Origin of the sequence: Pseudoalteromonas mucoides, from assembly GCF_049257175.1 — a bacterium.
In the GTDB taxonomy this organism is placed as follows: Bacteria; Pseudomonadota; Gammaproteobacteria; order Enterobacterales; family Alteromonadaceae; genus Pseudoalteromonas.
Genome location: NZ_JBMMUC010000003.1, coordinates 196,682 through 222,604, shown reverse-complemented (window position 1 = coordinate 222,604; position 25,923 = coordinate 196,682). Strand labels below are relative to the sequence as shown.

Below are 25,923 nucleotides of genomic sequence, written 5' to 3'. Positions count from 1 at the left end.
TAACGCGCTTTAATGGCGCGTTTTTTATTGTGCACTTATAAAGTTAATGGTTAGACCGATAAATAAAGTTACTGTTACGCTTAACAAAGTACCTAGCATCACATACTCAGTAAGCTGCTTTTCTTCACTGGCACGTAAATCCCCAAAACGAAAAATAGACTTAGCCGCTAGTAAGAAGCCAACACCTGCATACTCACCTATTAAAATAAATGTCAGCATCAAAACGCGCTCTAATATACCAATGCTGTGCCCAGCTGCGGGAATGCTGCCTGATGTTGCAAAGCCATTGGTTATACGCTCAAGTGCCATGCGAATAAATACTGAGCTTGGGTTAAGCACTAATAGGTAGCCTGTTAGTACAATTAAAGTATCAAGGGCAATAAGCTGGTGTAATAGTTGATTGTAAAATTCGTGGTAATCAGCAAGCCACACAGCGACCATGACGATAACTATTAAATGAGCACATTGATCGAGTACAAAAGGGACCACCCCTTTATTTGAGTATGATTTGGCAATATCTATAAAATAATGCGTAATCGCAATTACCCCCGCTGCAAGGGTTATATTTAACCAGTCCTTCCAACCGTAGTGGTATTCCCATATAGCAACCACGACTGCGCTGACTAAGCTGTGCATTAAAACATGTAAATAAAGCTTGCTCGCTCTAAAGTGTCGTGTGTTTCTATCATGCACCCAGTTCATGGGTTGCCAATAAAAATCGGCAAGTAAATGAGCAATAACCAGGCCTATTAATAATAAATAAAAGCTCACGTTGTCACTCCTTTTAGTTGCTGCTCGATAGCGTGTTTACTGTAATTCAAAAAGCGTTCTATTAATTGGTAATGTGCTAAATTAAGTAACTTAGTCACATTTTCGCGACTAGTGTTAAGCTCTTTGGCCAATTCGCTATGGCTGTTATTGTTAGTGGTTAAATAGTAGAACAACGCATTAGCTTGTTTTTGGCTCATTTTATCGAGTAAAACATTAATGAAATCAATATTAAGTGCGAAGCTTATATCGAGCGGACTATGCTCAATTTGCAATAATAAAAGTTGATTCATTGCATCTAAACCTTGGCCAGAGAGCGTATACGCAGAGCCCGTGGCTGTTTTTATATCAGCGCGAGGGTTATCAAGCCCCCCAACAGCTAGGCTTTGGCGTAATGAGTAATTGGCTGATTTTAGCTGTAAATAGAGTAATACAGCAGCACTGCAAACATCAGTTGGATCGGGTAACTGTATTTGTAGGGCATCACCACGATAAACACTAAATTGGCCATTAAACTTACTTTCAATAAAGCGTAAGCTTTGATCTAGTTGATAAAGCATATCATCGTATTGTTGTTGTGGAATTTTTTGTGATTTGATCAAGTCGCCACTAATGACAGCAATCATTATTTTTTCCCAACTATATGTAACCTATATCAGTTACTTTTTGTTATGTAACCAAATTCAGTTACTTGTCACTAAGTAACCAATTTAGGTTACTTTTAGCTTTTTTTCAAGTTAACTATGCTACATTGTTTAAAACTTAATTGAAGAGCAGTTTATGGCGCAATCATCACAGTTGTTAGATACATCAAAAATAGCCTCAAAGCCCAAAGTCGGAATATTTGTTGATGTGCAAAATATTTACTACACCTGCCGACAAAGTTATGACAAAAATTTTGATTACAATGCATTTTGGGCACACGTAAGTAAGCGTTACGATATTGACTGCGCCTTTGCTTACGCTATTTATCGAGGTGATGATAAACAATCACAATTTCAAAATATCTTGCGGGCAATAGGTTTTGAGGTAAAGCTAAAACCGTTCATTCAGCGTAAAGATGGCAGTGCGAAAGGGGACTGGGACGTAGGTATAACCATCGATATGCTCGAGCAGGGTAAAAACCTTGATCGTGTTATTTTGCTCTCAGGTGATGGTGATTTTGCGTTATTACTAGGTCATTTAGAACATAAGTATAATGTACCTGCTGATGTTTATGGCGCAGATAAATTAACTGCCGAAGCGTTAAAACACAGTGCAGAGCATTTTTATTGTATTGATGACACATTATTGCTTTAAAGAAAAGTTATTCAATTTTGATGTAAAATAACTTGGCCCTTATGTTAAAAATGTTTGACATATGGGGCGAGTGTTTCTATATTTGCTTATGTTAACTATTTTTAACATTGAGCTTGTAATTTTTTACACGAGGAGCAAATAATGAGTTACACACAAAAAACACGGTTATTAGAAGCAGGCATCACGTTAGTTGTGCTGTTTAATTATTTACAAGCTGTGCTGTCGATGACCCCAGAAGCACAGATGGATCCCACACTTGCCAGTGGCTTACTAATTAAGTTAGTGATTCAGACGGTCGTAATGCTGGTAATTATGCATAGTATTTTAGCTGCTTTTAACTCAAAATACGCTAACCAGGCAAAAGATGAGCGTGAACAAGCAATTGCCTTGAAAGCTAAAAGTGTGAGCTTATTTATTTTACAGCTGGGTGTTGTTAATGCTGTTTTTGCCCTATTAGTTGACCAAGTTTACCCAATACCAATGAGCCCAGTACATCAGTTAGTTATTGCTGCTTTATTGAGTGAGGTGATTGGCGCCGCTGTTGAAACATGGTTACTGCACAGAGGTTAGAATGGCAAAATTAGCAATCATAAATACAATTCGAACCCAACGATTTCACCATAACGAAATGACTCAGCAACAGTTAGCCGATCACGTTGGCGTTACGCGTCAAACAATTGCTGCAATAGAAGCCGCTAGGTACTCTCCTTCATTGGAAGTAGCATTTAAAATTGCAGCGGTATTTGGTCAGCCTCTAGAAAATATATTCCAATATTCACCTTAAAACTTTACTAATTTATTTTTAAGTTGTACCTTAAGAATGTTATTTGATTTCAAATGAAAATAACGTTCTTAAACAACTTTTAACTATTATCGATACAAAAACGAGTGAAAACTATAAATCTAACCAGTATTTAAAATAACCGGTATAAATTTATTTTCGCTAAATTTATAGTTAATTCAGGTGATTACGAATAAATATAAAAGTTATATGAATTTTTATCAAAAATATAATGACAACGCTGTCATTTGTTGTGTAACATTAATTCAACATGGGTTGAGGGTGAATCGCATTAATATAATAAAAAAAGTGCGGTTGAAACAAATATAAAACGAAGGTTAGAGGTCGTTAGATGATGGCTAAGAGTGCGAATGAGGACCAATTGTTTATTGGTATCGATGGTGGCGGAACAAAGTGCCGTGCAACTATATACTCTGTACAAAATGGGGTATTAGGAACTGGTCTTGGCGGCCCCGCGAATCCATTACATGGGTTAGAGCGCACATTAGAGTCAATAATGGTGTCTACACAACTCGCTATGCGTGACGCAGGCTTATCCCTAGAGAGAATTCATCAAATATATGCGGGTCTTGGCTTGGCTGGCGTAAACCTACCCAGCTTATATGAAAAAATAAGTGAATGGGAACATCCATTTAAACAAATGTTTTTAACCACAGATCTGCATACTGCGTGCATTGGCGCACATGATGGCGGTGATGGCGCGGTTATAATCACGGGAACTGGATCGTGTGGTTTTTCATATGTTAAAGGTCAGTCAGTGAATTATGGCGGTCATGGTTTTGCATTAGGTGATAAAGGCAGTGGTGCCTGGATGGGACTTGAAGCAATAAAAGCGGCATTAATTGATTTAGATGGTTTAGGGCCTAAAACTGCCCTGACAGCAATTATTAAAGAACACTTTAATACTGATAACGCGATGGGTATAGCTGAGCAGATGGCCGGTCAGCCTTCAAGCAGTTATGCTAAACTTGCTCGATATGTATTTGATGTTGCACATCAAAACGATGAAATTGCATTAGCGATAGTAAAAGAAGGCGCAGCGTACGTAAGTCAATTAGCACATCGTTTATTAGAGAACAACCCACCACGTCTAACGATGATAGGCGGGCTTGCTGAGCCGCTTAATAAATGGCTTGACCCTGCTATTGCAAAACTGGTTGAAGCACCAATCCAACCCCCTGAAATGGGCGCTATTTATTTTGCGCAGCAATCAGTATTAGAACAAAATCAAAAGGTAGCTTTGTAATGAAAACATTTTACCGTGCTGAGTGTTTATTCACTGGTGAAAACTTTATTGATGACGCGTTATTTAGTGTAGCGAATGGGGTTTTTCAATTAGAAAGTGATACCGATAGCACTATTACAGAACTTGAAGGCCTAGTGGCACCAGGGTTTATTGATGTACAAGTTAATGGCGGCGGCGGGGCGTTTTTTAATGCTGAACAAACGCCACAATGCTTAAATAGAATAGCCAAAGCACACGCTCAATTTGGCAGTACGGCATTAATGCCAACGCTCATTACTGATAAAGTCGAAATCATGCAAGCAGCGGCTGATGCCACAGCAAAAGCAATTAGCGAAGGTGTACCGGGCGTTTTAGGTATTCACTTTGAAGGCCCGCACTTATCATTGCCTAAAAAAGGCACGCATAGTGAGCAGTTCATTCGTCCTATCAGCGAAAAAGAATTTGCAATTTATGCACGGCAAGATTTAGGTATCAAAATGGTCACTTTAGCGCCGGAAAATGTCAGTGTTGCTGATGTTGAGCGCTTAGTTGAATGTGGCGTTAAAGTATCAATTGGTCATACAAATGCGGATTACGCAACCACGATGGCAGCGCTCAATGCAGGTGCTGATGGGTTTACCCATTTATATAATGCGATGTCTGCATTTACCTCACGTGAACCAGGTGTTGTTGGTGCCGCGCTTTGGCATGATAACAGCTGGTGTGGTTTGATAGTTGATGGTCATCATGTTCATCCATTATCAGCTCAATTGGCAATTCGTACTAAGCAACGTGGTAAAATAATGCTGGTAACAGATGCTATGCCGCCAGTAGGTACCGATGATATGGAGTTCGACTTTTTTGATGGCCGCAAGGTGATCCGAACAGGCGACAGACTTAATTCTAGCACTGGAGAGCTTGCAGGCAGTGTGCTTGATATGGCTAGTGCGGTTAGAAATACAGTGAATGCACTGGATGTAAGTCTTGCAGAAAGCTTACGAATGGCGTCACTGTACCCAGCACAATATTTAAACCTCAAGAAAAAGGGACGTTTACTTGATGGCTTTGATGCAGATTTTGTGGTGCTTGATGAGCATCAATATGTCAAAGCTACTTATATTGCAGGTAAAGCAATTTAACGTTTCCCTGGAAAAAACCCCGCCGTTGTATCGCGGGGCTTTTTGTATTAAGAGAAGAAAAATATGACAACAACGCAAGCACAAGTAAAACCGGTTAAAAAACGTTTAGCATCACTGGATGCGTTACGCGGTATGGACATGTTTTGGATTTTAGGGGGGCAATCAATTTTTGCCGCTTTATTTATATTAACAGGTTGGACTGGCTGGAAGGCGTTTGAGGCGCATACAGTTCACAGTCAATGGCATGGATTTACATTTTACGATTTAATTTTTCCGTTATTTATATTTTTGTCAGGTGTGGCCATGGGACTTGCGCCAAAGCGCATAGATCACCTGCCTTGGAATGAACGAAAAGAGTTTTATCGTAAAGCGATTAAGCGGTTACTATTATTAAGTGCATTAGGTGTCATGTATAACCATGGCTGGGGAACGGGTATTCCCTTGGCCTTGGATGAAATACGTTATGCCAGTGTACTAGGCAGGATTGCAGTTGCTTGGTTTTTTTGTGCCATGTTAGTTTGGCACACAAGTATTCGTACCCAAGTATTTACTGCCATTGGTTTGCTGCTTGGCTATTGGGTATTAATGAGCTTTATACCTGTACCAGGGGGCAGTGCTGGTGACTTAAGTGCTGCTGGTAGCTGGAATGCATGGTTTGATAAATACTTCTTACCCGGAATAAGCTATCAAAATAGAGCGGTTGATCCTGAAGGGGTCTTGTCTAATTTACCTGCGATTGTCAATGCTATGATAGGGGTATTTGCAGGCCAGCTAATTGCTAAAGCAAGTAAAATTGGTGAGTGGAAAACGGCAGCAATATTATTTGTAGCAGGTGTTATCAGTATTTGTTTAGGCTGGCTGTGGGATTTACAGTTCCCAGTAAATAAAGAGTTATGGACCAGCTCTTTTGTACTCGTTACCGTTGGCTGGAGTGCCATATTATTGGCTGTATTTTATGCATTGGTCGATATTCTCAATGGACAAAAGTTGGCCTACCCGTTTGTGATTATTGGCGCTAACTCGATCATTATCTATTTAGCTTCTAGCTTAGTGAATTGGGAGTTTGTAAGCCGCAGCGTATTTGGTGGTTTTATCTCAGCCGCCAGCGAGCAATGGCAGCCTTTAATTGGCGTGATTGCACTTTTACTGGTGCAACTGCTGGTATTGCACTGGATGTATAAACGTAAAATATTCGTAAGTGTTTAGACGAACTTTGATTAGTGCAATAAAAAACAGTTTTTTTATTCACTTTTACTTTACAAACCAATTGTAAATAGTAATAATGACAGCGTTGTCATAATGGTATTAACCTAGACTGATGTATCCCAGTCAGGTTTGATCTAAAACCCAACTCGATTGCACGTGGAGTTGGGTTTTAGATCCCATTTTTTTATCAACTAATTAATAACTGAGCAAACTAATATGCAAATAGTCATTTTAAATGATGCGGCAGCCGTAGCGGCATATGGCGCAAATATCTTCGCACAACAATTACAACAAAAGCCAACATCAGTGCTCGGTTTAGCAACGGGGTCTACACCTGTTGCTTTATATCAACAGTTAATCGCTAAAAACAAAGCGGGTGACATCTCTTTTTCACAAGCGACAACATTTAACCTGGATGAATACCTTGGCCTTACAGGTGAGCACCCTCAAAGTTATCGCTTTTTTATGAATGAACAATTGTTTAATCATGTTGATATTAATACTGCCAATACATTCGTACCACCGGGTGATGCAACAAACCCTGTGACAGCTTGCAATGAATACGAAGACAAAATTAAAGCTGCAGGTGGAGTCGATGTGCAGTTATTAGGCATTGGTCGTAATGGTCATATAGGCTTTAACGAACCATCATCAGGCTTAACATCGCGTACACGCGTTAAAACGCTGACAAAAGCGACCATCGACGATAATGCACGTTTTTTTGCCGCTGATGAATACCAGCCACACTTATCTATTACGATGGGTATTGGCACAATTTTAGAAGCTAAAAAAGTCGTACTATTAGCAACGGGTGAAAATAAAGCTGACGCAGTTTTGGCAATGATTGAGGGGCCATTAATGGCGAAGTGTCCAGCTTCGGCACTGCAATTACATAAAGATGCTGTTATCGTGATTGATAAAGCCGCAGCAAGTAAACTAGAAGATTTAGAGTTTTATCAGCATATCGAAGCTGAAAATCAAAAGTTACAGGCGCAACTTGCAGCCTTGTAATAAGAAGCTAATTTATTGTGTGTTCAAAAAAGCCCTGTGGGGCTTTTTTTTTGCTTGTTTTTTAGTTGATTAATCAATTGGGTTTAACACGGTGTTATGTTAGTTTTAGCCATCTAAACAGTAAAAGGGGCAGCAATGCTAAATTACAGCAATATGGCATTGGATCGTGCATCTAATTTAAGAAAAAATGCGCAATGGTTGTCAGCACAAAAAAATCAGCAGAGTAGGTGGTTATTAGTTCATAACAATCATACGCTCTTTAATAAAGACAGTGTTGCAGTGACTTTTTTAGCCCACGATAAAGTCAGTCATCTTGATTTGGAACAGAGTATTTTTCTTGGTTTCGACGAACAAAAAATAAATCACTTTGCTTTGGATGTCAGTGAGCTATGCGACACTGATTTACTAGCGCTTAGTGAAGGCGCTGAATTTGTCGATATTCGTCGTTATGGTGCGCAAGTTGATATGCTACATGGATCAATGGCTGCACTCGCTCGAGGGCTGTGTTATTGGCATGCAACCCATAAATTTTGTGGTCGTTGCGGCGCGCAAAATCAATTAGTTGAGGCAGGTCACTCACGTTTGTGTAGTAATTCTGCATGTAAACATCAAACGTTTCCTCGAACCGATCCTGCCGTTATCATGGTGGTAACACGTACATTCGCTGATGGAGTTGAGCGTTGTTTACTTGGTCGACAAGCTGTATGGGCTCAAGGTATGTATTCATCTCTTGCTGGTTTTGTTGACCCCGGTGAAACCCTTGAACAAGCTGTTGCCCGAGAAGTGATGGAAGAGGCTGGGATTGTGGTTGACAATGTTCGTTATATTGCTTCACAGCCTTGGCCATTTCCTTCATCTATTATGCTTGGCTTTATCTGTGAAGCAGTGACAGAAAATATCCAAGTAGATAAAGATGAATTAGATGATGCACAGTGGTTTAGCCGCGAAGAGCTGAGAAAATTTGGCAATTGGCATGAAGAAGGGGATCACTTAAAGTTACCCCGGACTGACTCAATTTCTCGCTATTTAATAAACTATTGGCTTAACCAAAAAGACTAAAGAAGGATTAATAATGACCAGTAAAACAAATTTGAACACGCAATTAGTCAGTAGCGGTAGAAAAAAAGCTTATACACATGGCGTTGTAAATCCAGTGGTACAACGCGCATCAACCGTGGTATTCGATTCGGTTGATGAACTAAAAAATGCGGCAAAAAAACGTGGCGATAAAACACTTTTTTATGGTCGCCGTGGCACCACTACTCACTTTGCTTTGCAAGAGGCAATCACTGAGCTTGAAGGTGGTGAAGGTTGTGCGCTGTATCCGTGTGGTGCAGCAGCGATTAGCAGTGCATTGCTAGCCTTTGTGAAAGCGGGTGATCATATACTTATGGTCGATACCGCGTATGAGCCAACTCGTGATTTTTGCGATAAGATTTTAGCTGGTTTTGGTGTGGAAACAACTTACTACCCAGCGACTATTGGCGCCGGAATAAAGTCGCTTATTAAAGAGAATACAAAAGTATTGTTTTTAGAGTCACCAGGTTCAATCACTATGGAAATCCAAGATGTGCCTGCCATGGTTGCTGTTGCGAATGAACAAGGCGTCATGACCATGTTAGATAACACCTATGGTAATGGTTTACATTATCGCCCTTTGGAGCATGGTGTTGATATTAGTATTCAAGCTGCAACAAAGTATATTGTTGGCCATTCAGATGTGATGATGGGCGTTGCGGTTGCCAATAAAAAGTATTGGCCAAGGCTGCGAGAGCAATCTTACTTATTAGGTCAATGCACTTCAGCAGATGATGCGTATCTAGCACTTCGCGGATTACGAACCATGGCTGTGCGGTTAAACCAGCATGAAAAAGCGGCGATTGAAGTGGCAACGTGGTTGGAGCAACACAGTCTTGTTGATCATATTCGCCACCCTGCGTTTAGTACATGCCCAGGGCATGAGTTTTTCAAGCGTGACTTTGATGGCAGTAATGGTTTATTTTCATTTGTTATGAAGCAAGGAAACCAGCAAGCTATAGATGCATTCTTAGATAGCTTAACTCATTTTAAAATGGGTTTCTCATGGGGGGGATTCGAAAGCTTAGTCACCGCTAATTTAACGATGAAAAACTTACGCTCTGCAACCGGCTGGGAGCAAGGGCCAGTGATCCGCTTACATATAGGCCTTGAAGATGTGGATGATTTAATTGCTGATTTAGCGCAAGCGTTAGACGTATATCAACAGCACCTTTAAAATTTAGCTGTTACATTTTCATCAATTGTTACAAAGCTCACCGTTGGTGAGCTTTTTTTTGCTAGTAATTCAATACGTTTGCCCTTAGTGTACTAAGTATGTTGTATTAAAGAGGAACATCAGTGACGCAGATACACCCACAGCGATTATTTAAAATCGCACAGTTTGAGCTTGTCAGGCTATTTATGACTAAGCGCGGGCTACTTGCAGTAGCAGCCTTTACCATTTGTTGGTTGTTAGTTTTACGTTACCCCATAGGTCAAGCGGTGAGTATTATTAGCTCTGATGAGATGGCCGAACTTGCACAACAAGTTTTTGGTGCGATTGGGTTAAGTAAATTACTCGATTGGCCCGAAGCCGAACTGGCTATGTATTGGTTGATAGCCTTGTATAGCTTTCCGAGTTTTTGCTTGTTTTTGTGCAGTGACCAAATTGTCGGAGATAAGCAGCGCGGCACATTGCGCTTTCTAACTTTGCGCTCAACAAGAAATGAAATTTTATTTGGCCGATTTTTAGGCCAATTACTGATTTTAGCAGCCTTGATGGCAGTGACCTTGATTGCCACGTTAGCTGTAATGGTATTTAGAGAGTCAAGTTTATTAATGAGTGGCCTTAGTCGTAGCTTTATACTGTTGTGTTACTTGATGATAGCGGTTATGCCTTTTATAGCGTTAATGACTTTATTAAACACATTTGCACGTTCGGCAAGGCTGGCATTAGTGCTAGCAATATTATTCTTTGCGTTAGGTAATATTGTGGTAGGAATTTTATCATGGCAGGTGCCAGCTTTAGCTGCGCTTGATTATGTATTCCCAGGTGTTCAACTTGATCAAATGGCGGGTCAAAATTCAAACTTGTTAAATAGTGTCGGCATCCCCTTATTACAAAGTGCTATTTTTCTCGCTGTTGCTCAACGTATTTTTGCCAGGAGTTCGCTATGACTACTTTAATACAGGCGCAATCATTATCTAAGCATTACGGTAGTAAGCTTGCACTGGATGATGTTAGCTTTGAAATAAATAAGGGCGCTCCCGTTGCGTTAGTTGGCCCAAATGGCGCAGGAAAAACCACTTTATTTAGCTTGCTATGTGGGTATATTTTACCGACGCATGGTCAGCTAACTGTCTTAGGGCATAAGCCTGGCAGCAGTGAATTATTTGGTAAACTAAGTGCGCTCCCACAAGATGCGCAATTAGACCCTCGTTTTAGTATTGCGCACCAGTTAGCATTTTATGGGCAACTACAAGGGCTTTCTAACAAGCAAAGTCAAATTGAAGCACTGCGGGTACTTGATTTAGTCGGATTAGGGGAGGTCGCTAAGCAACGCTCTGACGATTTATCCCACGGGATGCGTAAACGCGTAACAATTGCTCAAGCGCTGATAGGTAAACCTGAAATAGTCATGCTCGATGAAGCCACAGCAGGGCTTGATCCAATTCATGCGCGAGAAGTACGTGAATTGGTAGCAACTTTAAGTAACGAAGCTACATTTATTTTAAGTTCACATGATCTAACAGAGTTAGAGCGACTTTGCGGCCAGGTTTTGCACTTAAATAAAGGCCAGTTGACAGAGCACCAAGCTGATAGCAGCCAGCAACAAACACAACACTTCATGACCCTACTACTTGCTGATAACTACTCTAATGTTGAGCAAACAATACAATCATTAAATGGTGTTAGTCGGGTGTATATGAGTCAGGCCAAAGAGTATGTTATTGAATATCAAAAATCGGATAATTTGTTTGATATTGAGTTATTAAACTTTTGCTATCAACAAGGGTGGCGTTACCGTCAATTGGTGAATGGTCACACTTTAGAAAATCAAATTTTTACACAGGAGAAAGTATAATGGGTTTATTAAGTGGGTTAATGGGTAATGCTAGCGAAGTAGATGATGGCGATTTAGAAAAAGTTTTAGCGAACACCATGATTGATGGTGAGCAAGTCGAAAAAGCCTATAAAGTGGTACGTGACATGTTTATATTCACAAATAAGCGTCTTATTCTCATTGATAAGCAAGGCATGACAGGCTCTAAAATGGAAATGATCAGTGTCGCTTATTCTAAAATAACGAAGTTCAGTAAAGAAAGTGCAGGGCATTTTGACCTCGACGCTGAACTTAAAATTTGGGTTGGCTCTGATCCAACGCCAATTAGTAAAGATTTCAAAGCTGGCGATAACATTAATGAAGTATATAAAATAATCGCTAAATACGCTTTGTAATTCGCTGATATAACGGGTTTTTTACCTGTATTGATGCCAGTGCTTTTATGTGCTGGCAAACTTTTTATTTACATTTTCCCACAATTTATTACAATTAGTTATTTAAAAACAATAGCTTGATTAAGTTTTCGTTCAGTTTCCTCGCGTTAGCATGCATCCGTCTTAGTCAATGGGCTAGGCACAACAGCAATGTAACAAGATAAATAGGGAAATCTTACAATGAAAAAATTAGCAGTTATTATTTCGAGCATTCTTCTTTCTAGCGCCGCGACTGCTGCGGATAGCTACAATTCAATTAGCCATGTAGGGTACAAGGATACAGACAACAATGATACTATCAGCGTTGACTCTACTTATTACTTTTCTCCAAAAGCGACTTTAGGTCCTTACGACCAATTTGACTATATCAATAAGCAATCTAATGTATATGGTGCATACAGTGATGATGACTTTGGTGATGTTGCTACAATTGGTGGCGAATACTTTGTACAAGACTTTGTACTAGGTGCAGAATATTCAAACCTAGATTACGCATCTAGCACTGATGTAATTAAGCTTTCAGCAGGTTATTTTTTCAACCCAAATCTGCTTTTAAAAGCAACATTTGAAGATGTTGAAGACGGTGAAAACCGTGTTTTATTTGATTTAGCGTATAACCACCAGTTAAACAGCACAGATTATGTTGGCTTTACAGTAACATCAGATGATGAGTTTGATTACCGTGCCGTAAATGCTAAATACTTCATGGATCTTCAACAAGGTAACTACTTAACAGTTGAAGGAACTATTTCAGACACTGACAACTCAGGTAGTTCATGGGAGTTAGGCTCTAACTACTATTTCTCTAAAGCTACATCGGCATTTGTTACGTTTGACAAAAATGATGACTACAGCTTTGGTGCACAACACTTCTTCAACAAGAACGTAGGTTTAAAAGCGGGTTACGCGAATAACTGGGATGACTCAGATTATGATGCTTACTTTGCAAATGTAAGCTTACAGTTCTAATTATGAATTTGTATAAAAAAGCCTACTTTAAGTAGGCTTTTTTTGGTTAACAAATTATTTTTTGTTTAGAACGTCCACTCTACGTGGAACTGTGGCACTGACTCAGTGGTATCTGTACCAAGTTTGTTATGCCAATATTGCCATTCAAGGCCAAGCAGTAAGGTGTTCTCTTTCATACTCATAGCATGGCCTAAATCCCAAGTAATAATAGGCTGAGCTAAAATCCACGCTTTTACATTTTCACCAAATTCATTTTCACGTTCAGCGATGTACTCCACGTGGCCTGTTACATTGAATTTTTGTGAGCCTATTGAAAATGGGTAACCCCAAGCAACATCCAACATCCAGCTATTTGTTTCAATTGGCGCCCCACCGCGGGCTATACCATCATTATCATCAATGTAGGCTGTAACTAATGTAGACAGAAAAGTAAAACCAGGCGCTTGCCAGTTTACTTTTACACCTGGTAAATACTTCAACACCTTTGAATCGCCAGCTGCATTAAAACCAGCCGTTAGGCCAATATCTGCAATTGCGCCGTATGACATATCGTTGCCAGATATTTTCGACAGGCTAAACGTTGAGTACCATTCACCATAAAAGTCTTTATCTTGGTAGCCATCATCAGTGGCATCGTTAATGTAATCAATGAAGAAAAAGTTATCGCCATAATCATAAGCCGAAGCGTGCTGTAGTGATGCGATGGTGGTATTTGACTCTTGCCCTGTAAATGGGTTTTTAAAGTCACCATTGTTAAGGTGTAGTGCGGTGGTGCTCCAATTAGCCGCTTGGCTAGAAGCGCTGACCAAACAAATGGCAGCTAAGGCAATGGTTTTGTTCAATGTTTTATCTCAAATCTAAGGTTGTTATCTGAACATGCTTCACTTTATGACTAACTAAGCTTTAATCCTAAAGGTGCAACATGCTCTAGTTCAAGACAAGATTATAGCAGATACGCGCAATTTTGAGCGTATCTGCAAAAGATATTAAGCCTTATTACGACGCAGACAAATTACTGTAACCGCTGTAAAAGCAAGGATAAAGCAGTAGTATGAGGATGTGGATACTTCCCATGGACTAATTTTAAAGGTGGCTCCGAGTAATAGCGCTTGTGCGCCATATGGCAACGAGCCCTGTGTAACACAGGCAAATATATCTAATAAGCTGGCAGAGCGCTTAGAGCTTATTTCACCGTCATCCGCTAACTTTTTGGCGATAGGGCCTGCAACAATTATCGATACGGTATTATTTGCAATGCATAAGTTACTGGTCATTACGAGTGCGGCTATGCCTAGCTGATCAGCCACTTTTCTGTGCCACTTAGCGATTACTTTTGTAATGGCTTGAATTTTTTGTGCAATGTAATCAAGACCACCATTAATGCGAATAAATTCAGATAAGCCACCAATGAACATTGATAACAAAAAGATTTCCTGCATATCGGTAAAGCCTTTGTAAATGTCTTTTACAAAACTGGCGCCTTCATAACTGCCAGTAAAGCCCATCAATGCCGCAAATATAATACCGCTAAATAACACCACAAATACATTAAAGCCCATTACCGCCAGTACTAAAATAAAGGCATACGGGAGTACTAGTAGAAGATCGTAATCTTTGGTTTCTACCGCTTGTGCTGCAGGGGTTAAGAAGAATAATAGGCCTATAGTAAGAATAGCCGCTGGTAAGGCGATTTTTAAATTCTCACGAAACTTATCTTTCATTTCACAACCTTGAGTACGTGTGGCAGCAATTGTGGTGTCTGAAATGATTGATAAATTATCACCAAACATGGCGCCAGATACAATGGTACCTGCCATTAAGGCAGGGTCGATACCGGTTTTAATTGATACCGCATACGCAATAGGGCCAATAGCGCCGATAGTGCCCATTGAGGTACCCATTGCTGTTGATACTACTGCGGCAATTAAAAATAAACCAGGCAGTAATAAAGCAGGAGGAATAAGTGATAAACCTGCATTTACAACCGCATCAACACCACCAGTGGCACCTGCTACAGCAGAAAAAGCACCTGCGAGTAGGTAAATTAAACACATGGTAATAATATTGTTATGCCCAGCGCCCTTTATAAAGGTTTCAACGCTGTGATTGATGGTGTTTTTATTGAGGATAAACGCCAACATAATGGCGGGTAAAATCGCAACAGGAGCTGGAAGCTGATAAAAGGCGTAATCGACCCCTTGTGATTGTAAATATAGACCTGCGCCTAAAAATAAGGCTACAAAGGTAAGTAGGGGCAGCAAAGAGAGCTTTGCGTTAGTTTTATTAAATGATGGCTGCATCATATTCCTCGTTAGATAACTTTTCTCAACTAAATACAGCCAAAACTTCCCTTTTTTAGCTGAATTTAGTTGGTTGTCTTATCAAAATGATAAGATGAACAACAGCGCCCGCAAGCCAAAGACCAAATCGGCGCAAAAAGGAAGTTTAAATGTATAGATGGCTAAAGTCTATGGGTATCTGTTATTATTATTTTTTAAAAGGGTTACCTGACTATTACACGAGTTTTAGATAAAATCTAGTTCACTTAATTTGCAAAGGTTATTAATATGAATCGAATTGGCGTATTTGGCGCAAACGGAAGAATGGGGTTGGCGTTAGTAGAAGCCGCACACAAAAATAACAATGCCGAGTTAGCTGCAGCCTATGTCCGTAGTAGTTCACCTTTGTTAAATATTGCGGTGAATAAATTAAATAGCGCTGCGCCACTCGATGTTACTTTTAGTGATGAGCGTGAATTGGCAAATGATATTGACGTTTTAATCGATTTTACTTTACCTGCTGGTATGCGCGCACATTTAAAAACTGCCGTAGCAAATAATATCGCAATGGTTATCGGCACCACGGGCCTAAGTGATGATGATATGCAGGCTCTAAATGAAGCCGCTAAGCATATCCCAATCGTTTTTGCCCGCAATTATAGCGTTGGCGTTAATTTGCTGCTTAACTTAGTGCAAACTGCCGCGACGAAATTTGGTGATGATCTTGATATCGAAATATTTGAAGCACATCATCGCCATAAAATTGATGCGCCATCGGGCACGGCATTAGCCATTGGCGAAGCAATTGCACAGGCGAAAGGGTGGGAGCACGATGAAGTTGCCGTTTATGATCGTAGCCAAGTTGAACAAGCTAAATCACAAAAAGAAATCGGCTATTCAGTACTCAGAGGTGGCGATATAGTTGGTGAACACACAGCATATTTCGCAACTTCTGGCGAAAGGCTAGAATTAACTCACAAAGCGAGTTCTCGAATGACCTTTGCATTAGGTGCGGTAAGAGCTGCAGGCTGGTTGAAAAACAAACCGGTTGGACTTTATGATATGCAAGATGTGCTTGACTTGAAGTAGTTAAGGTGCATTTTTGGCGGTTTGAAGTGTTTTTTGGTTGGTAGTGCTTATTTTTGCTATTTAATGAATTATCGTTAGACCTAAAGCGTAAATTGCTATAAAATAGCGCCAATTTGCCAAAAATTCATAATTGCGTGTTTCCAATCGCTATAAACGGGTAGTAAAGCAAATGACTTTACTCCCGTTTTTTACTGTTAGGAGGTTAACTTGACTAAATCCGCTCTGTTAGTTCTAGAAGACGGCACAGTGTTTCGCGGTACTGCAATCGGCGCTGACGGCATGTCAGTCGGTGAAGTAGTATTCAATACGTCTATGACTGGTTATCAGGAAATCCTGACTGACCCTTCATACGCGGAACAAATCGTAACTTTGACGTACCCACATATCGGTAATACGGGTACTAACAGCGAAGACGAAGAAGCGGGTCACATTTGGGCGAAAGGCCTAGTGATCCGTGATTTGCCACTGCTAGCAAGTAATTTCCGTAACGAGCAATCGTTAGATGATTACTTAAAACAACGCAATATCTTAGGTATTGCAGATATCGACACTCGTAAACTGACGCGTATTTTGCGCGATAAAGGTGCTCAAAACGGCTGTATTATAGCTGGTGATGATATCGACGAAAGCAAAGCGCTCGCAGCTGCGCAAGCCTTCCCAGGCTTAAAAGGCATGGATTTAGCAAAAGTAGTCTCAACCAAGGAAAATTTTGAGTGGCGTGAATCAAGCTGGGCATTAGGCGCAGGGTTTAAAACCTTAGATGCGGCTGATGAAAAGTTTCACGTTGTAGCCTACGACTTCGGTGTAAAGCGTAATATCTTACGTATGTTAGTAGACCGTGGCTGTAAACTAACCGTTGTGCCTGCACAAACCTCGGCAGCAGACGTATTAGCACTAAACCCAGATGGTATCTTTTTATCAAATGGTCCAGGTGATCCAGAGCCATGTACATACGCAATTGATGCAATCAAAGCCTTTTTAGAAACAGATACGCCAATATTTGGTATTTGTTTAGGCCATCAATTATTAGCATTAGCATCAGGTGCAAAAACCGCAAAAATGAAGTTCGGTCATCATGGTGGTAACCACCCTGTAAAAGACTTAGACCGCGACGTTGTAATGATCACTGCACAAAACCACGGTTTTGCTGCTGACGAAGCAAGCTTGCCAGCTAACCTTCGTGCAACGCACAAATCATTATTTGACGGCACATTACAAGGTATTCACCGCACCGATAAGCCAGCGTTTAGCTTCCAAGGTCACCCAGAAGCAAGCCCAGGTCCGCACGATGCAGCCCCATTATTTGACCACTTCATCGACTTGATGCAAGCGCGTAACAACTAATTAGACTGGAGTAATAATGCCAAAACGTACCGATTTAAAAAGCATTCTTATCCTAGGCGCTGGCCCGATTGTAATCGGCCAGGCCTGTGAATTTGACTACTCTGGTGCTCAAGCGTGTAAAGCACTTAGAGAAGAGGGTTATCGAGTTATCTTAGTTAACTCTAACCCTGCAACAATTATGACTGACCCTGAAATGGCTGATGCGACGTACATCGAACCAATTCATTGGGAAGTAGTAGAAAAAATCATTGAAAAAGAAAAGCCTGATGCAGTCCTTCCTACAATGGGTGGTCAAACGGCATTAAACTGTGCGCTTGATTTAGACAAGCACGGTGTATTGGCTAAGCACGGCGTTGAGCTAATTGGCGCAACAGCGGATGCAATTGATAAAGCAGAAAACCGTGAGCGTTTCGATGTTGCAATGAGAAACATCGGCTTAGAATGCCCACGTGCAGAAATTGCTCACTCAATGGATGAAGCTCGCGATACAATGACGCGCATTGGCCTACCATGTATTATTCGTCCTTCTTTCACTATGGGCGGCACCGGTGGTGGTGTGGCTTACAACATGGAAGAGTTTGAAGAAATCTGTGAGCGCGGCTTAGACCTTTCGCCAACCAGTGAATTATTGATTGATGAATCATTAATCGGCTGGAAAGAATACGAAATGGAAGTTGTCCGCGACAAAAAAGACAACTGTATTATCGTGTGTTCTATTGAAAACTTTGACCCAATGGGTGTGCACACAGGTGACTCAATCACAGTTGCACCAGCGCAAACACTTACCGACAAAGAATATCAATTAATGCGTAATGCCTCTATGGCGGTACTACGTGAAATTGGTGTTGAAACGGGTGGTTCTAACGTACAGTTTGGTGTTAATCCAGTTGATGGCCGTATGGTTATCATTGAGATGAACCCTCGTGTATCACGTTCATCTGCACTCGCTTCTAAAGCAACGGGTTTCCCAATTGCTAAAATCGCAGCAAAGCTTGCTGTAGGTTACACCCTTGATGAGCTACAAAACGATATCACAGGCGGCAAAACACCTGCATCGTTTGAGCCTTCAATTGACTATGTTGTTACTAAGATCCCACGCTTTAACTTTGAAAAATTTGCCGGTGCTAACGACCGTCTAACAACGCAAATGAAGTCTGTTGGTGAAGTAATGGCGATTGGTCGTAACCAACAAGAGTCATTACACAAAGCATTACGTGGTCTTGAAGTTGGCGCAACGGGCTTTAACCCGATAGTTGCCTTGGATGACCCGAAAGCGAAAGAAAAAATCATTCGTGAATTACGTGAGCCCGGTGCAGAGCGCATTTGGTACATTGCAGATGCAATGCGCCATGGCATGAGCGTTGATGATGTGTTCGAACTGACTAAGATTGACCCTTGGTACTTAGTACAGATTGAAGACATCTTAAAAGACGAAGCTAAAATTTCAGAAGTAGGTATGGCAGGCTTAAATGCTGACTTCCTACGTAAATTAAAGCGTAAAGGTTTTGCAGACCCACGTATCGCTGAAATTGCCGGTGTATCTGAAGCTGAAATTCGTAAAAAACGTCATCAGTTAAACATCGTGCCAGTTTATAAGCGCGTTGATACCTGCGCGGCAGAGTTTAGCTCTGATACTGCTTACATGTACTCATCATACGATGAAGAGTGTGAAGCGAACCCATCTGATCGTGATAAAATCATGGTTATCGGTGGTGGTCCTAACCGTATCGGTCAAGGCATTGAGTTTGATTACTGTTGTGTTCACGCAGCCCTTGCACTTCGTGATGATGGTTATGAAACAATCATGGTTAACTGTAACCCAGAAACGGTTTCGACTGACTATGACACATCAGATCGCTTATTCTTCGAGCCAATTACTCTTGAAGACGTACTAGAAATCGTACGAGTTGAAAAGCCAAAAGGCGTTATCGTGCAATATGGTGGTCAAACACCACTTAAACTTGCCCGTGAACTTGAAGCCAATGGTGTGCCAGTGATTGGTACTTCTCCAGATGCAATCGACCGAGCAGAAGACCGTGAACGTTTCCAACAATTAGTTGAACGTCTTGATTTATTACAGCCAGAAAACGCGACAGTGACTTCAACAGAAGAAGCGATTGCTAAATCAACTGAAATTGGTTTCCCTCTAGTGGTACGTCCTTCGTATGTACTCGGTGGCCGTGCAATGGAAATTGTGTATGACGAGCAAGATTTACGTCGTTACATGACTGAAGCCGTATCTGCATCAAACGAAGCGCCAGTACTACTTGACCGTTTCTTAGATAACGCGATTGAAGTTGACGTTGACGCGATTTGCGACGGCGAGCAAGTAATTATCGGTGGTATCATGGAACACATTGAACAAGCCGGTGTTCACTCAGGTGACTCAGCGTGTTCATTGCCTGCGCACTCATTAACGCAAGAAGTGCAAGATGTGATGCGTAAGCAAGTGACAGATATGGCACTTGAGCTTGGCGTAGTTGGTTTAATGAATACACAGTTTGCTGTTAAAGATGGCAAAGTGTATTTAATCGAAGTAAACCCGCGTGCCGCACGTACAGTACCATTTGTATCTAAAGCGACAGGTGTAGCTCTTGCCAAAGTAGCGGCACGTTGTATGGCAGGTCAATCACTTGCAAGCCAAGGGATCACCAAAGAAGTTATTCCACCGTATTACAGCGTAAAAGAAGTTGTATTACCGTTTGCTAAGTTCCAAGGTGTTGATCCAATCCGAGGCCCAGAAATGCGCTCAACGGGTGAGGTAATGGGTGTTGGTGATACTTTCGCCGAAGCATTCGCAAAAGCACAATTAGGTGCAAGCAATACTTTACCACGCGGCGGTCGCGCGTTACTATCGGTACGTAATAGCGATAAGCCACGTATTGTAGAACTCGCTAAAACCATGACTGATCTTGGTTTTAAAATAGATGCTACAGGTGGTACAGCCGAAGCCCTTAAAGCTGCAGGTATTGAAGTACGCCGTGTAAACAAAGTATTTGAAGGCCGCCCTCATATTCTTGATAACATCAAGAATAAAGAATACAGCTATATCGTAAATACTACCGAAGGTCGCCAAGCGATCGAAGACTCGAAGGTGTTGCGTCGTGGTGCATTGCAAAACAAAACCAATTACACGACAACCTTGAATGCGGCATTTGCTAACTGTACTGCTAACCAAGCGGATGACCGTAGCAAAGTGACGTCAGTTCAAGAACTACATCAGCGATTGAACTAAGGAAATGTGCCAAGGCCGTGTTTTGCGGCCTTGGGATTAAGTGAGAAAAGTATGCAAACAATTCCGATGACAGTTCGTGGAGCAGAATTATTGCGCCAAGAGCTTAACGAATTAAAAACAGTTACCCGTCCTAAAATCGTTGCTGATATAGCAGACGCACGAGAACATGGTGACTTAAAAGAAAATGCTGAATATCACGCGGCGCGTGAACAACAGGGTTTTTGCGAAGGCCGTATTCAAGAAATTGAAGCGAAGCTTTCAAACGTACAAATTATTGATGTAACAAAATTACCAAACACCGGTAAAGTGATCTTTGGCACTACAGTAACAATCGTTAATGTTGAAACTGATGCTGAAGTAACGTACCAAATTGTGGGTGATGACGAAGCAGATATAAAAAATAATCGTATTTCGGTAAACTCACCAATCGCACGCGGTTTAATTGGTAAACAGGCAGATGATGCTGTGATCATTAAAACCCCTAACGGCGATGTTGAATACGAAGTTATCGAGGTTGAGTACGTTTAAATACTTTCCTGACTTTGCGTTTTGATAGAAACCGCTGCGTTATCGCAGCGGTTTTTTTATGCGTGAGCTAAATTAGACACAGCTTGATTATTTCGGTAGCTTAGAGTCTTGTAAAAACCATTCCATTAAGTTTACATTTTTAGTGGCGCAGAAGTTTACCAAGGAGTTTTATGGAACCAATTATTTTTCCTGCACCTTTGGAACAAGGTGATAAAATTGCAATTTGTGCATTCTCAAGCTGTGTAGATACTGAATTTCAGCCACGTTTGGATAAAGTTCTACATGGGCTTAAAACCCGTGGTTATGATGTTATTGAAGGGCAGTGCCTCAGAGAACTCAATTCAGCCAAAGACCGCGCAGATGAGTTAATGGCCTTTTTAAAGGATGATACTATCGCTGCAGTTATGCCACCTTGGGGTGGTGAGTTAGCGATGGAAATACTGCAATATATTGACTTTAGTGCACTTAAAAAGTGTCGCCCGAAATGGGTTGTTGGTTTTTCAGATATCAGCACTTTTATGTGTATGCTAACAGCACGTTGTGGCTGGGCAACTTTACACACAGCAAATTTAATGCAGCTTCACCCAGACGAAACTGATAGTGCATGCTTGCAAGTATTTGATGTGTTGACCTTTACTAAAGGGGATCAGTTTATTCAAAAGCCTGCTAAGTTTTACCAAAGCAAGGCGATTGATTACGCAAACGAACCCGATACATTGTTTAACTTAACAGAGCCTAGCCAATGGCGATGTTTAAATTACAAAGATAAGCGTGAGATAGAATTAACAGGGCGACTCTTTGGCGGTTGTTTAGATACTTTAAATGTATTACTTGCGACACCTTATTTAGACTTACACAGCTTTAAACAAGAGTTTGCTCAAGAGGGGCTGGTACTTTATTTAGAAAATGCAGAGTTGTCACCGAGTGCGGTTGCGCGCAGCTTAATGGCGTTGAAGCTAAATGGTGTTTTTGCTGACATTAATGGAATTATACTAGGAAGAAGCGCATTAGTTAAATCACCTTACCAAGGTATTGATTATTACGATGCAATTGAGTTTGCTCTTGGAAAGTGTATTTTTCCAGTAATTATTGATGCCGATATAGGCCATGTTGCACCTAATATGAGTTTAGTTAATGGCGCATTTTGCACATTGACAGCAAAAATTAATAAAGGCTTAGCCAGTGAAGTGAGTGTAACAACTTCATTAAAATAAGGTGAGTAAGGCTCATGCTTGCCCATGAGCCTTCTGAATTTATAAAATATTGATAATATGCTCTTGTGCTAAGCGTGACTTGGGCAGTTTAGCGTTGTAGTCTTCAGCGTTATCATGGTAGCCAATGACTAAGGCTACATCGCAAATATAACCACCAAGCTCTTGTTTAAACTCTTCACCGATAAGCTGTGCATCAACACCTTCCATTGGGGTTGAATCAATACCTAAGCGTGCTGCTGCGTGCATAGTGTTGCCTAAAGCAATATAGGTTTGTGCTTTGGTCCAAGTAGCATTGTTACCGCCTTCATCCGTATTTAAATCTACAAATGCGTAAGCGCCAAATGCTTGTTCACGATTTTCAGCTGGTGTGCGTCCATTTTCTATATCGGTATCAATGACGTGTGCATAATCTTCGCGAGTGTACTGTGGATTGTAGGCAAATAGAATCGTATGCGAAGCTGTTTTAATGTGCGGCTGATTGAATTGAAACTTATTAGCAAACGTATTGTGCATACGTTCTTTTGCTTCGTCAGATTCAATCACAATAAACTTCCACGGCTGTGAATTAATTGAAGACGGCGAAAGGCGCATTGCTTCAATTAGTACTGCTAAGTCTTGTGCTGATACACGCTTTGTTGCATCGTATTTTTTAGCCGTATAACGTGCTTCTAAATCTGTAATAATAGGGTGTGTCATAATGAATTCCTGCTTAAATCATTGTAATCGTATGAAACGGATAATAGCCCTTGCTTTGTTTTTGATAAACAGCATAATTATTGAATCATTATCAAAATAAAATAGATAATATGCAGTTAGATGATTTAAAACTAATATTGAAAGTCGCTGAATTTAAAAGTATTACTTTAGCAGCGGCAAAACTTGATATGCGAACCGCCACAGCAAGTGCTGCTATCAAACGTGTAGAAGCAGCATTAGGCGTTGACCTGTTTGTGCGCACAACCCGTCACCTAAGACTCTCAGCAGCAGGAGAGCGATATATACCGCAATGTGAGCAAGCTTTAGTTGTACTTGAAAACGCACGGCAAAACTTAAAGGGTGAACACGATGAAATTGAAGGTGAGCTGAGAGTCGCGCTATCGTCTGATTTGGGTCGCAATATAGTCATTCCATGGATTGATGAAATTATGGATAAGTACCCCAAGGTAAGCTTACGCGCACATATAAGCGACAGTAATATTGATTTTTACCGCGACTCTGTCGATATTGCACTTCGATATGGCTCACCGAGTGACGCAAACGTGTATGGATTTAAAATCTGCAATGTTCCACGTTTACTGTGCGCTACAAAAGACTACGTACAACAACATGGCAATCCACAGCACCCAGATGATTTAAACCAGCACCAAGGGCTGTTTTATCAGTTGCAAGATATTATCAACAACGTGTGGGAATTTACTGATGGTGATACTAAATTCAAAGTTAAAATGAATGGAATACGTGCCTCCAATGATGGGGATTTAGTGCGTCGTTGGTGCGTTGCTGGCAAAGGGCTTGCAGTAAAGTCGGCATTGGATATTGCTGATGATTTACTAAATGATCGCGTGATCACGCTGATGCCCGGTTATCAACACACCTGTGGCGAACTTTGGTTAATCTGCCCAAGCCGCCAATCCATTACGCCTGCAGTGAGATTGCTAAGAGATGCGTGCAGAGAAAAAGCTACTCGTTTGTTGCAACAGTTAGTTGATAAAGGTGTTTTAGCAAAAAGTGCACTTGAATGATGTTTTTTCAGCCAAGTGCATGTTGATTTAAAGTTTGCTGCTGAGTGTTTTTATTGCCTGGGATGCATTATCACTCGTAGGGTCGAGCTTTAAAGTTTGTTGATAAAACTCAAGTGACTTTGCAATGTTACCATCAGCTAAATATGCTTCAGCTAAACTGTCGTGAGCATTCGCAGAGTCTGGATGTGTTTGCACATTGAGTTTAAATACAGCAATGGCTTCTTTAATCATCTTCATTTCGAGTAGTTCATAGCCAAAATAATTAATTGAGCGCTCGCGAGGAGTATCGCCACTAGAGACCAATTCTGCGTATTTCTTATTTAACTCACTAATGCCACCACTTTTTATTGCCTGAAACAGCATGCTATCAACATTTTCGGTTGCTACCTCGTAAGATTTACTATAAACAATATTAGTCAGGCCTTTCGTCATAGGTGTAAGTGGAGCCCCGCCGGTGTTATTTAAAATCACGATGAGTAGTTGATCCTCCACTATACGACTAATAAAGGCATTAAACCCCTCGATACCACCGCCATGTTGCACTTGTGTTAGTGGTTTGCCATATTTATCAGCATCGAGTTGATTAACTTCCCAGCCAAGTGCGTAATTACGTTGTTTAGAAATTGCATACATTTGTTTTTTTAGCTCTTTATTTATTAGCTTATTTGCATAAAGTGCTTGATCCCACTTAACTAAATCACGTGCGGTTGAGTAGAGTGAGCCTGCAGCATAGGGAATAGACATATCTAGATAATCGGCATTAGTGTAACCGTCTAAGTTATTGTTATAACCAGATGCACGTTGTTTGAGCAGCATTTCATGAGAATCATAACCGGTGTTATGCATATTCAGCGGGGTAAAAATGTTCTGCTGTAGTACGTCTTGGTATGCTTGTTGAGTGACCTTTTCAATCACGGCACCTAAAATAAAATAGCCTGAATTGCTGTAGCGAAATTGTGTACCGGGCTCAAATAATAAATCATCACTGCATAACAGCGTTATAAACTCATCAACGCTGTAAGGGTTACGACTGTAATCATCTCTAAATGCTTTTGCATGAGTATAATTACTTAGGCCTGAAGTATGGTTAAGGATTTGGCGTATGGTAATTTTATCGCCAATATCTTTACGGTAGTCGGGTAGGTAAGTGCTTAATGGTGCATCGAGCTGTATTTTGTTTTGTTGAACCAATTGCAGAATGATTAGGGCTGTAAATTGCTTTGTAATCGAGCCTATTCGAAACTTGGTCTGTGATGTATTCTTAATATCCCATTCAAAGTTTGCGTAACCATAGCTTTTTTCGAAAATAACTTCGCCGTGTTTAGCCACTAACACGTTACCATTGAATTGTTTTAACTCATGAAAGCCTTGTATGAAAGAGTCAATTTCTGTGGCTTTATTAGCGGCTAAGCTTATTGTAGATATAAAAAATAAACTCATAGCTAATAACTGAGTTAGCCAGACTCTAGTTTTGTGACTCATAATTTCCCTTAATTATTATTGTTTGTTTTAAAATCAATTATTAGCGTGGTTAGTATGAAAAGTAAACTCATTTCG

The 25,923-nt window shown here is 40.7% G+C and carries 25 protein-coding genes; 19 read left to right on the top strand and 6 right to left on the bottom strand.

Going from position 1 to position 25,923, the window contains the following annotated elements:
* Positions 1–24: 24 nt before the first annotated feature.
* Positions 25–771 (bottom strand): DUF3307 domain-containing protein, encoded by a 747-nt coding sequence (locus AAEU30_RS04370; RefSeq protein WP_421959475.1) that lies wholly within the window; start codon positions 769–771, stop codon positions 25–27.
* Positions 768–1,394 (bottom strand): hypothetical protein, encoded by a 627-nt coding sequence (locus AAEU30_RS04365; RefSeq protein ID WP_421959474.1) that lies wholly within the window; start codon positions 1,392–1,394, stop codon positions 768–770. The genes AAEU30_RS04370 and AAEU30_RS04365 overlap by 4 nt, the downstream gene beginning before the upstream one ends.
* Before the next feature lie 154 nt (positions 1,395–1,548).
* Between AAEU30_RS04365 and AAEU30_RS04360 the strand changes: the two genes are divergently transcribed.
* From AAEU30_RS04360 to AAEU30_RS04300, 13 genes are all read left to right on the top strand, one after another.
* Positions 1,549–2,067, top strand: coding sequence for a LabA-like NYN domain-containing protein (locus tag AAEU30_RS04360; RefSeq protein WP_421959473.1), 519 nt, complete (start codon positions 1,549–1,551; stop codon positions 2,065–2,067).
* 141 nt (positions 2,068–2,208) lie between these two features.
* The gene (locus AAEU30_RS04355) at positions 2,209–2,637 is read left to right on the top strand and encodes a hypothetical protein (RefSeq protein ID WP_290208693.1); all 429 of its coding nucleotides are present in this window, start codon (positions 2,209–2,211) and stop codon (positions 2,635–2,637) included.
* A 1-nt stretch (position 2,638) separates the two neighbouring features.
* The gene (locus AAEU30_RS04350) at positions 2,639–2,851 is read left to right on the top strand and encodes a helix-turn-helix transcriptional regulator (protein WP_421959472.1); all 213 of its coding nucleotides are present in this window, start codon (positions 2,639–2,641) and stop codon (positions 2,849–2,851) included.
* Positions 2,852–3,200: 349 nt separating this feature from the next.
* Positions 3,201–4,115, top strand: coding sequence for an N-acetylglucosamine kinase (gene nagK, locus AAEU30_RS04345; RefSeq protein WP_421959471.1), 915 nt, complete (start codon positions 3,201–3,203; stop codon positions 4,113–4,115).
* Positions 4,115–5,233: an N-acetylglucosamine-6-phosphate deacetylase gene (gene nagA, locus AAEU30_RS04340; protein ID WP_421959470.1), complete on the top strand. Its 1,119-nt coding sequence runs from the start codon at positions 4,115–4,117 to the stop codon at positions 5,231–5,233. Before nagK ends, nagA begins: the two co-directional genes overlap by 1 nt.
* 63 nt (positions 5,234–5,296) lie before the next feature.
* Entirely contained in the window at positions 5,297–6,439 is a 1,143-nt protein-coding gene (gene nagX / locus AAEU30_RS04335; RefSeq protein WP_421959469.1) for a transmembrane glucosamine N-acetyltransferase NagX, read from the top strand.
* 216 nt (positions 6,440–6,655) lie between these two features.
* Positions 6,656–7,450, top strand: coding sequence for a glucosamine-6-phosphate deaminase (gene nagB, locus AAEU30_RS04330; RefSeq protein WP_087531663.1), 795 nt, complete (start codon positions 6,656–6,658; stop codon positions 7,448–7,450).
* A 135-nt stretch (positions 7,451–7,585) separates the two neighbouring features.
* On the top strand, positions 7,586–8,509 hold the full coding sequence (gene nudC / locus AAEU30_RS04325; protein ID WP_421959468.1) for an NAD(+) diphosphatase: 924 nt from the start codon (positions 7,586–7,588) through the stop codon (positions 8,507–8,509).
* Between the two features lie 13 nt (positions 8,510–8,522).
* On the top strand, positions 8,523–9,704 hold the full coding sequence (locus AAEU30_RS04320; RefSeq protein WP_421959467.1) for a cystathionine beta-lyase: 1,182 nt from the start codon (positions 8,523–8,525) through the stop codon (positions 9,702–9,704).
* 122 nt (positions 9,705–9,826) lie between these two features.
* On the top strand, positions 9,827–10,645 hold the full coding sequence (locus AAEU30_RS04315; RefSeq protein ID WP_421959466.1) for a DUF2705 family protein: 819 nt from the start codon (positions 9,827–9,829) through the stop codon (positions 10,643–10,645).
* A complete protein-coding gene (locus AAEU30_RS04310; RefSeq protein WP_421959465.1) occupies positions 10,642–11,553 on the top strand; it encodes an ABC transporter ATP-binding protein in 912 nt (303 codons plus the stop codon). The genes AAEU30_RS04315 and AAEU30_RS04310 overlap by 4 nt, the downstream gene beginning before the upstream one ends.
* Positions 11,553–11,927 (top strand): PH domain-containing protein, encoded by a 375-nt coding sequence (locus AAEU30_RS04305; RefSeq protein WP_421959464.1) that lies wholly within the window; start codon positions 11,553–11,555, stop codon positions 11,925–11,927. The genes AAEU30_RS04310 and AAEU30_RS04305 overlap by 1 nt, the downstream gene beginning before the upstream one ends.
* 219 nt (positions 11,928–12,146) lie before the next feature.
* Positions 12,147–12,935, top strand: a complete 789-nt coding sequence (locus tag AAEU30_RS04300; protein ID WP_421959463.1) for a putative porin — start codon at positions 12,147–12,149, stop codon at positions 12,933–12,935.
* 65 nt (positions 12,936–13,000) lie between these two features.
* Here AAEU30_RS04300 and AAEU30_RS04295 read toward each other — a convergent pair whose 3' ends face one another.
* Positions 13,001–13,777 carry a nucleoside-binding protein gene (locus tag AAEU30_RS04295; RefSeq protein ID WP_421959462.1) on the bottom strand — a complete coding sequence of 259 codons (777 nt, stop codon included), beginning with the start codon at positions 13,775–13,777 and terminating at the stop codon, positions 13,001–13,003.
* A 144-nt stretch (positions 13,778–13,921) separates the two neighbouring features.
* On the bottom strand, positions 13,922–15,235 hold the full coding sequence (locus tag AAEU30_RS04290; protein ID WP_421959597.1) for a Na+/H+ antiporter NhaC family protein: 1,314 nt from the start codon (positions 15,233–15,235) through the stop codon (positions 13,922–13,924).
* 267 nt (positions 15,236–15,502) lie between these two features.
* On the opposite strand from AAEU30_RS04290, the gene dapB reads away from it, so the two are divergent.
* The 5 genes from dapB (at position 15,503) to AAEU30_RS04265 (ending at position 22,624) form a co-directional block, all read left to right on the top strand.
* Positions 15,503–16,303: a 4-hydroxy-tetrahydrodipicolinate reductase gene (gene dapB / locus AAEU30_RS04285; protein ID WP_421959461.1), complete on the top strand. Its 801-nt coding sequence runs from the start codon at positions 15,503–15,505 to the stop codon at positions 16,301–16,303.
* Between the two features lie 207 nt (positions 16,304–16,510).
* A complete protein-coding gene (gene carA / locus AAEU30_RS04280; RefSeq protein WP_421959460.1) occupies positions 16,511–17,647 on the top strand; it encodes a glutamine-hydrolyzing carbamoyl-phosphate synthase small subunit in 1,137 nt (378 codons plus the stop codon).
* A gap of 16 nt (positions 17,648–17,663) precedes the next feature.
* A complete protein-coding gene (carB, locus tag AAEU30_RS04275; protein WP_421959459.1) occupies positions 17,664–20,882 on the top strand; it encodes a carbamoyl-phosphate synthase large subunit in 3,219 nt (1,072 codons plus the stop codon).
* A 51-nt stretch (positions 20,883–20,933) separates the two neighbouring features.
* Positions 20,934–21,410: a transcription elongation factor GreA gene (gene greA, locus AAEU30_RS04270; protein WP_421959458.1), complete on the top strand. Its 477-nt coding sequence runs from the start codon at positions 20,934–20,936 to the stop codon at positions 21,408–21,410.
* Between the two features lie 170 nt (positions 21,411–21,580).
* Complete coding sequence (locus AAEU30_RS04265) at positions 21,581–22,624, top strand: S66 family peptidase (RefSeq protein WP_421959457.1); 1,044 nt, start codon at positions 21,581–21,583, stop codon at positions 22,622–22,624.
* Between the two features lie 39 nt (positions 22,625–22,663).
* Here AAEU30_RS04265 and AAEU30_RS04260 read toward each other — a convergent pair whose 3' ends face one another.
* Positions 22,664–23,320, bottom strand: a complete 657-nt coding sequence (locus tag AAEU30_RS04260; protein WP_421959456.1) for a nitroreductase family protein — start codon at positions 23,318–23,320, stop codon at positions 22,664–22,666.
* Between the two features lie 110 nt (positions 23,321–23,430).
* Here AAEU30_RS04260 and AAEU30_RS04255 point away from each other — a divergent pair, with 110 nt between their 5' ends.
* A complete protein-coding gene (locus AAEU30_RS04255) occupies positions 23,431–24,366 on the top strand; it encodes a LysR family transcriptional regulator (protein WP_421959455.1) in 936 nt (311 codons plus the stop codon).
* A gap of 27 nt (positions 24,367–24,393) precedes the next feature.
* Here the strand turns inward: AAEU30_RS04255 and AAEU30_RS04250 are convergent, their stop codons facing one another.
* Positions 24,394–25,848 (bottom strand): serine hydrolase, encoded by a 1,455-nt coding sequence (locus tag AAEU30_RS04250; RefSeq protein ID WP_421959454.1) that lies wholly within the window; start codon positions 25,846–25,848, stop codon positions 24,394–24,396.
* Positions 25,849–25,923 lie beyond the last annotated feature (75 nt).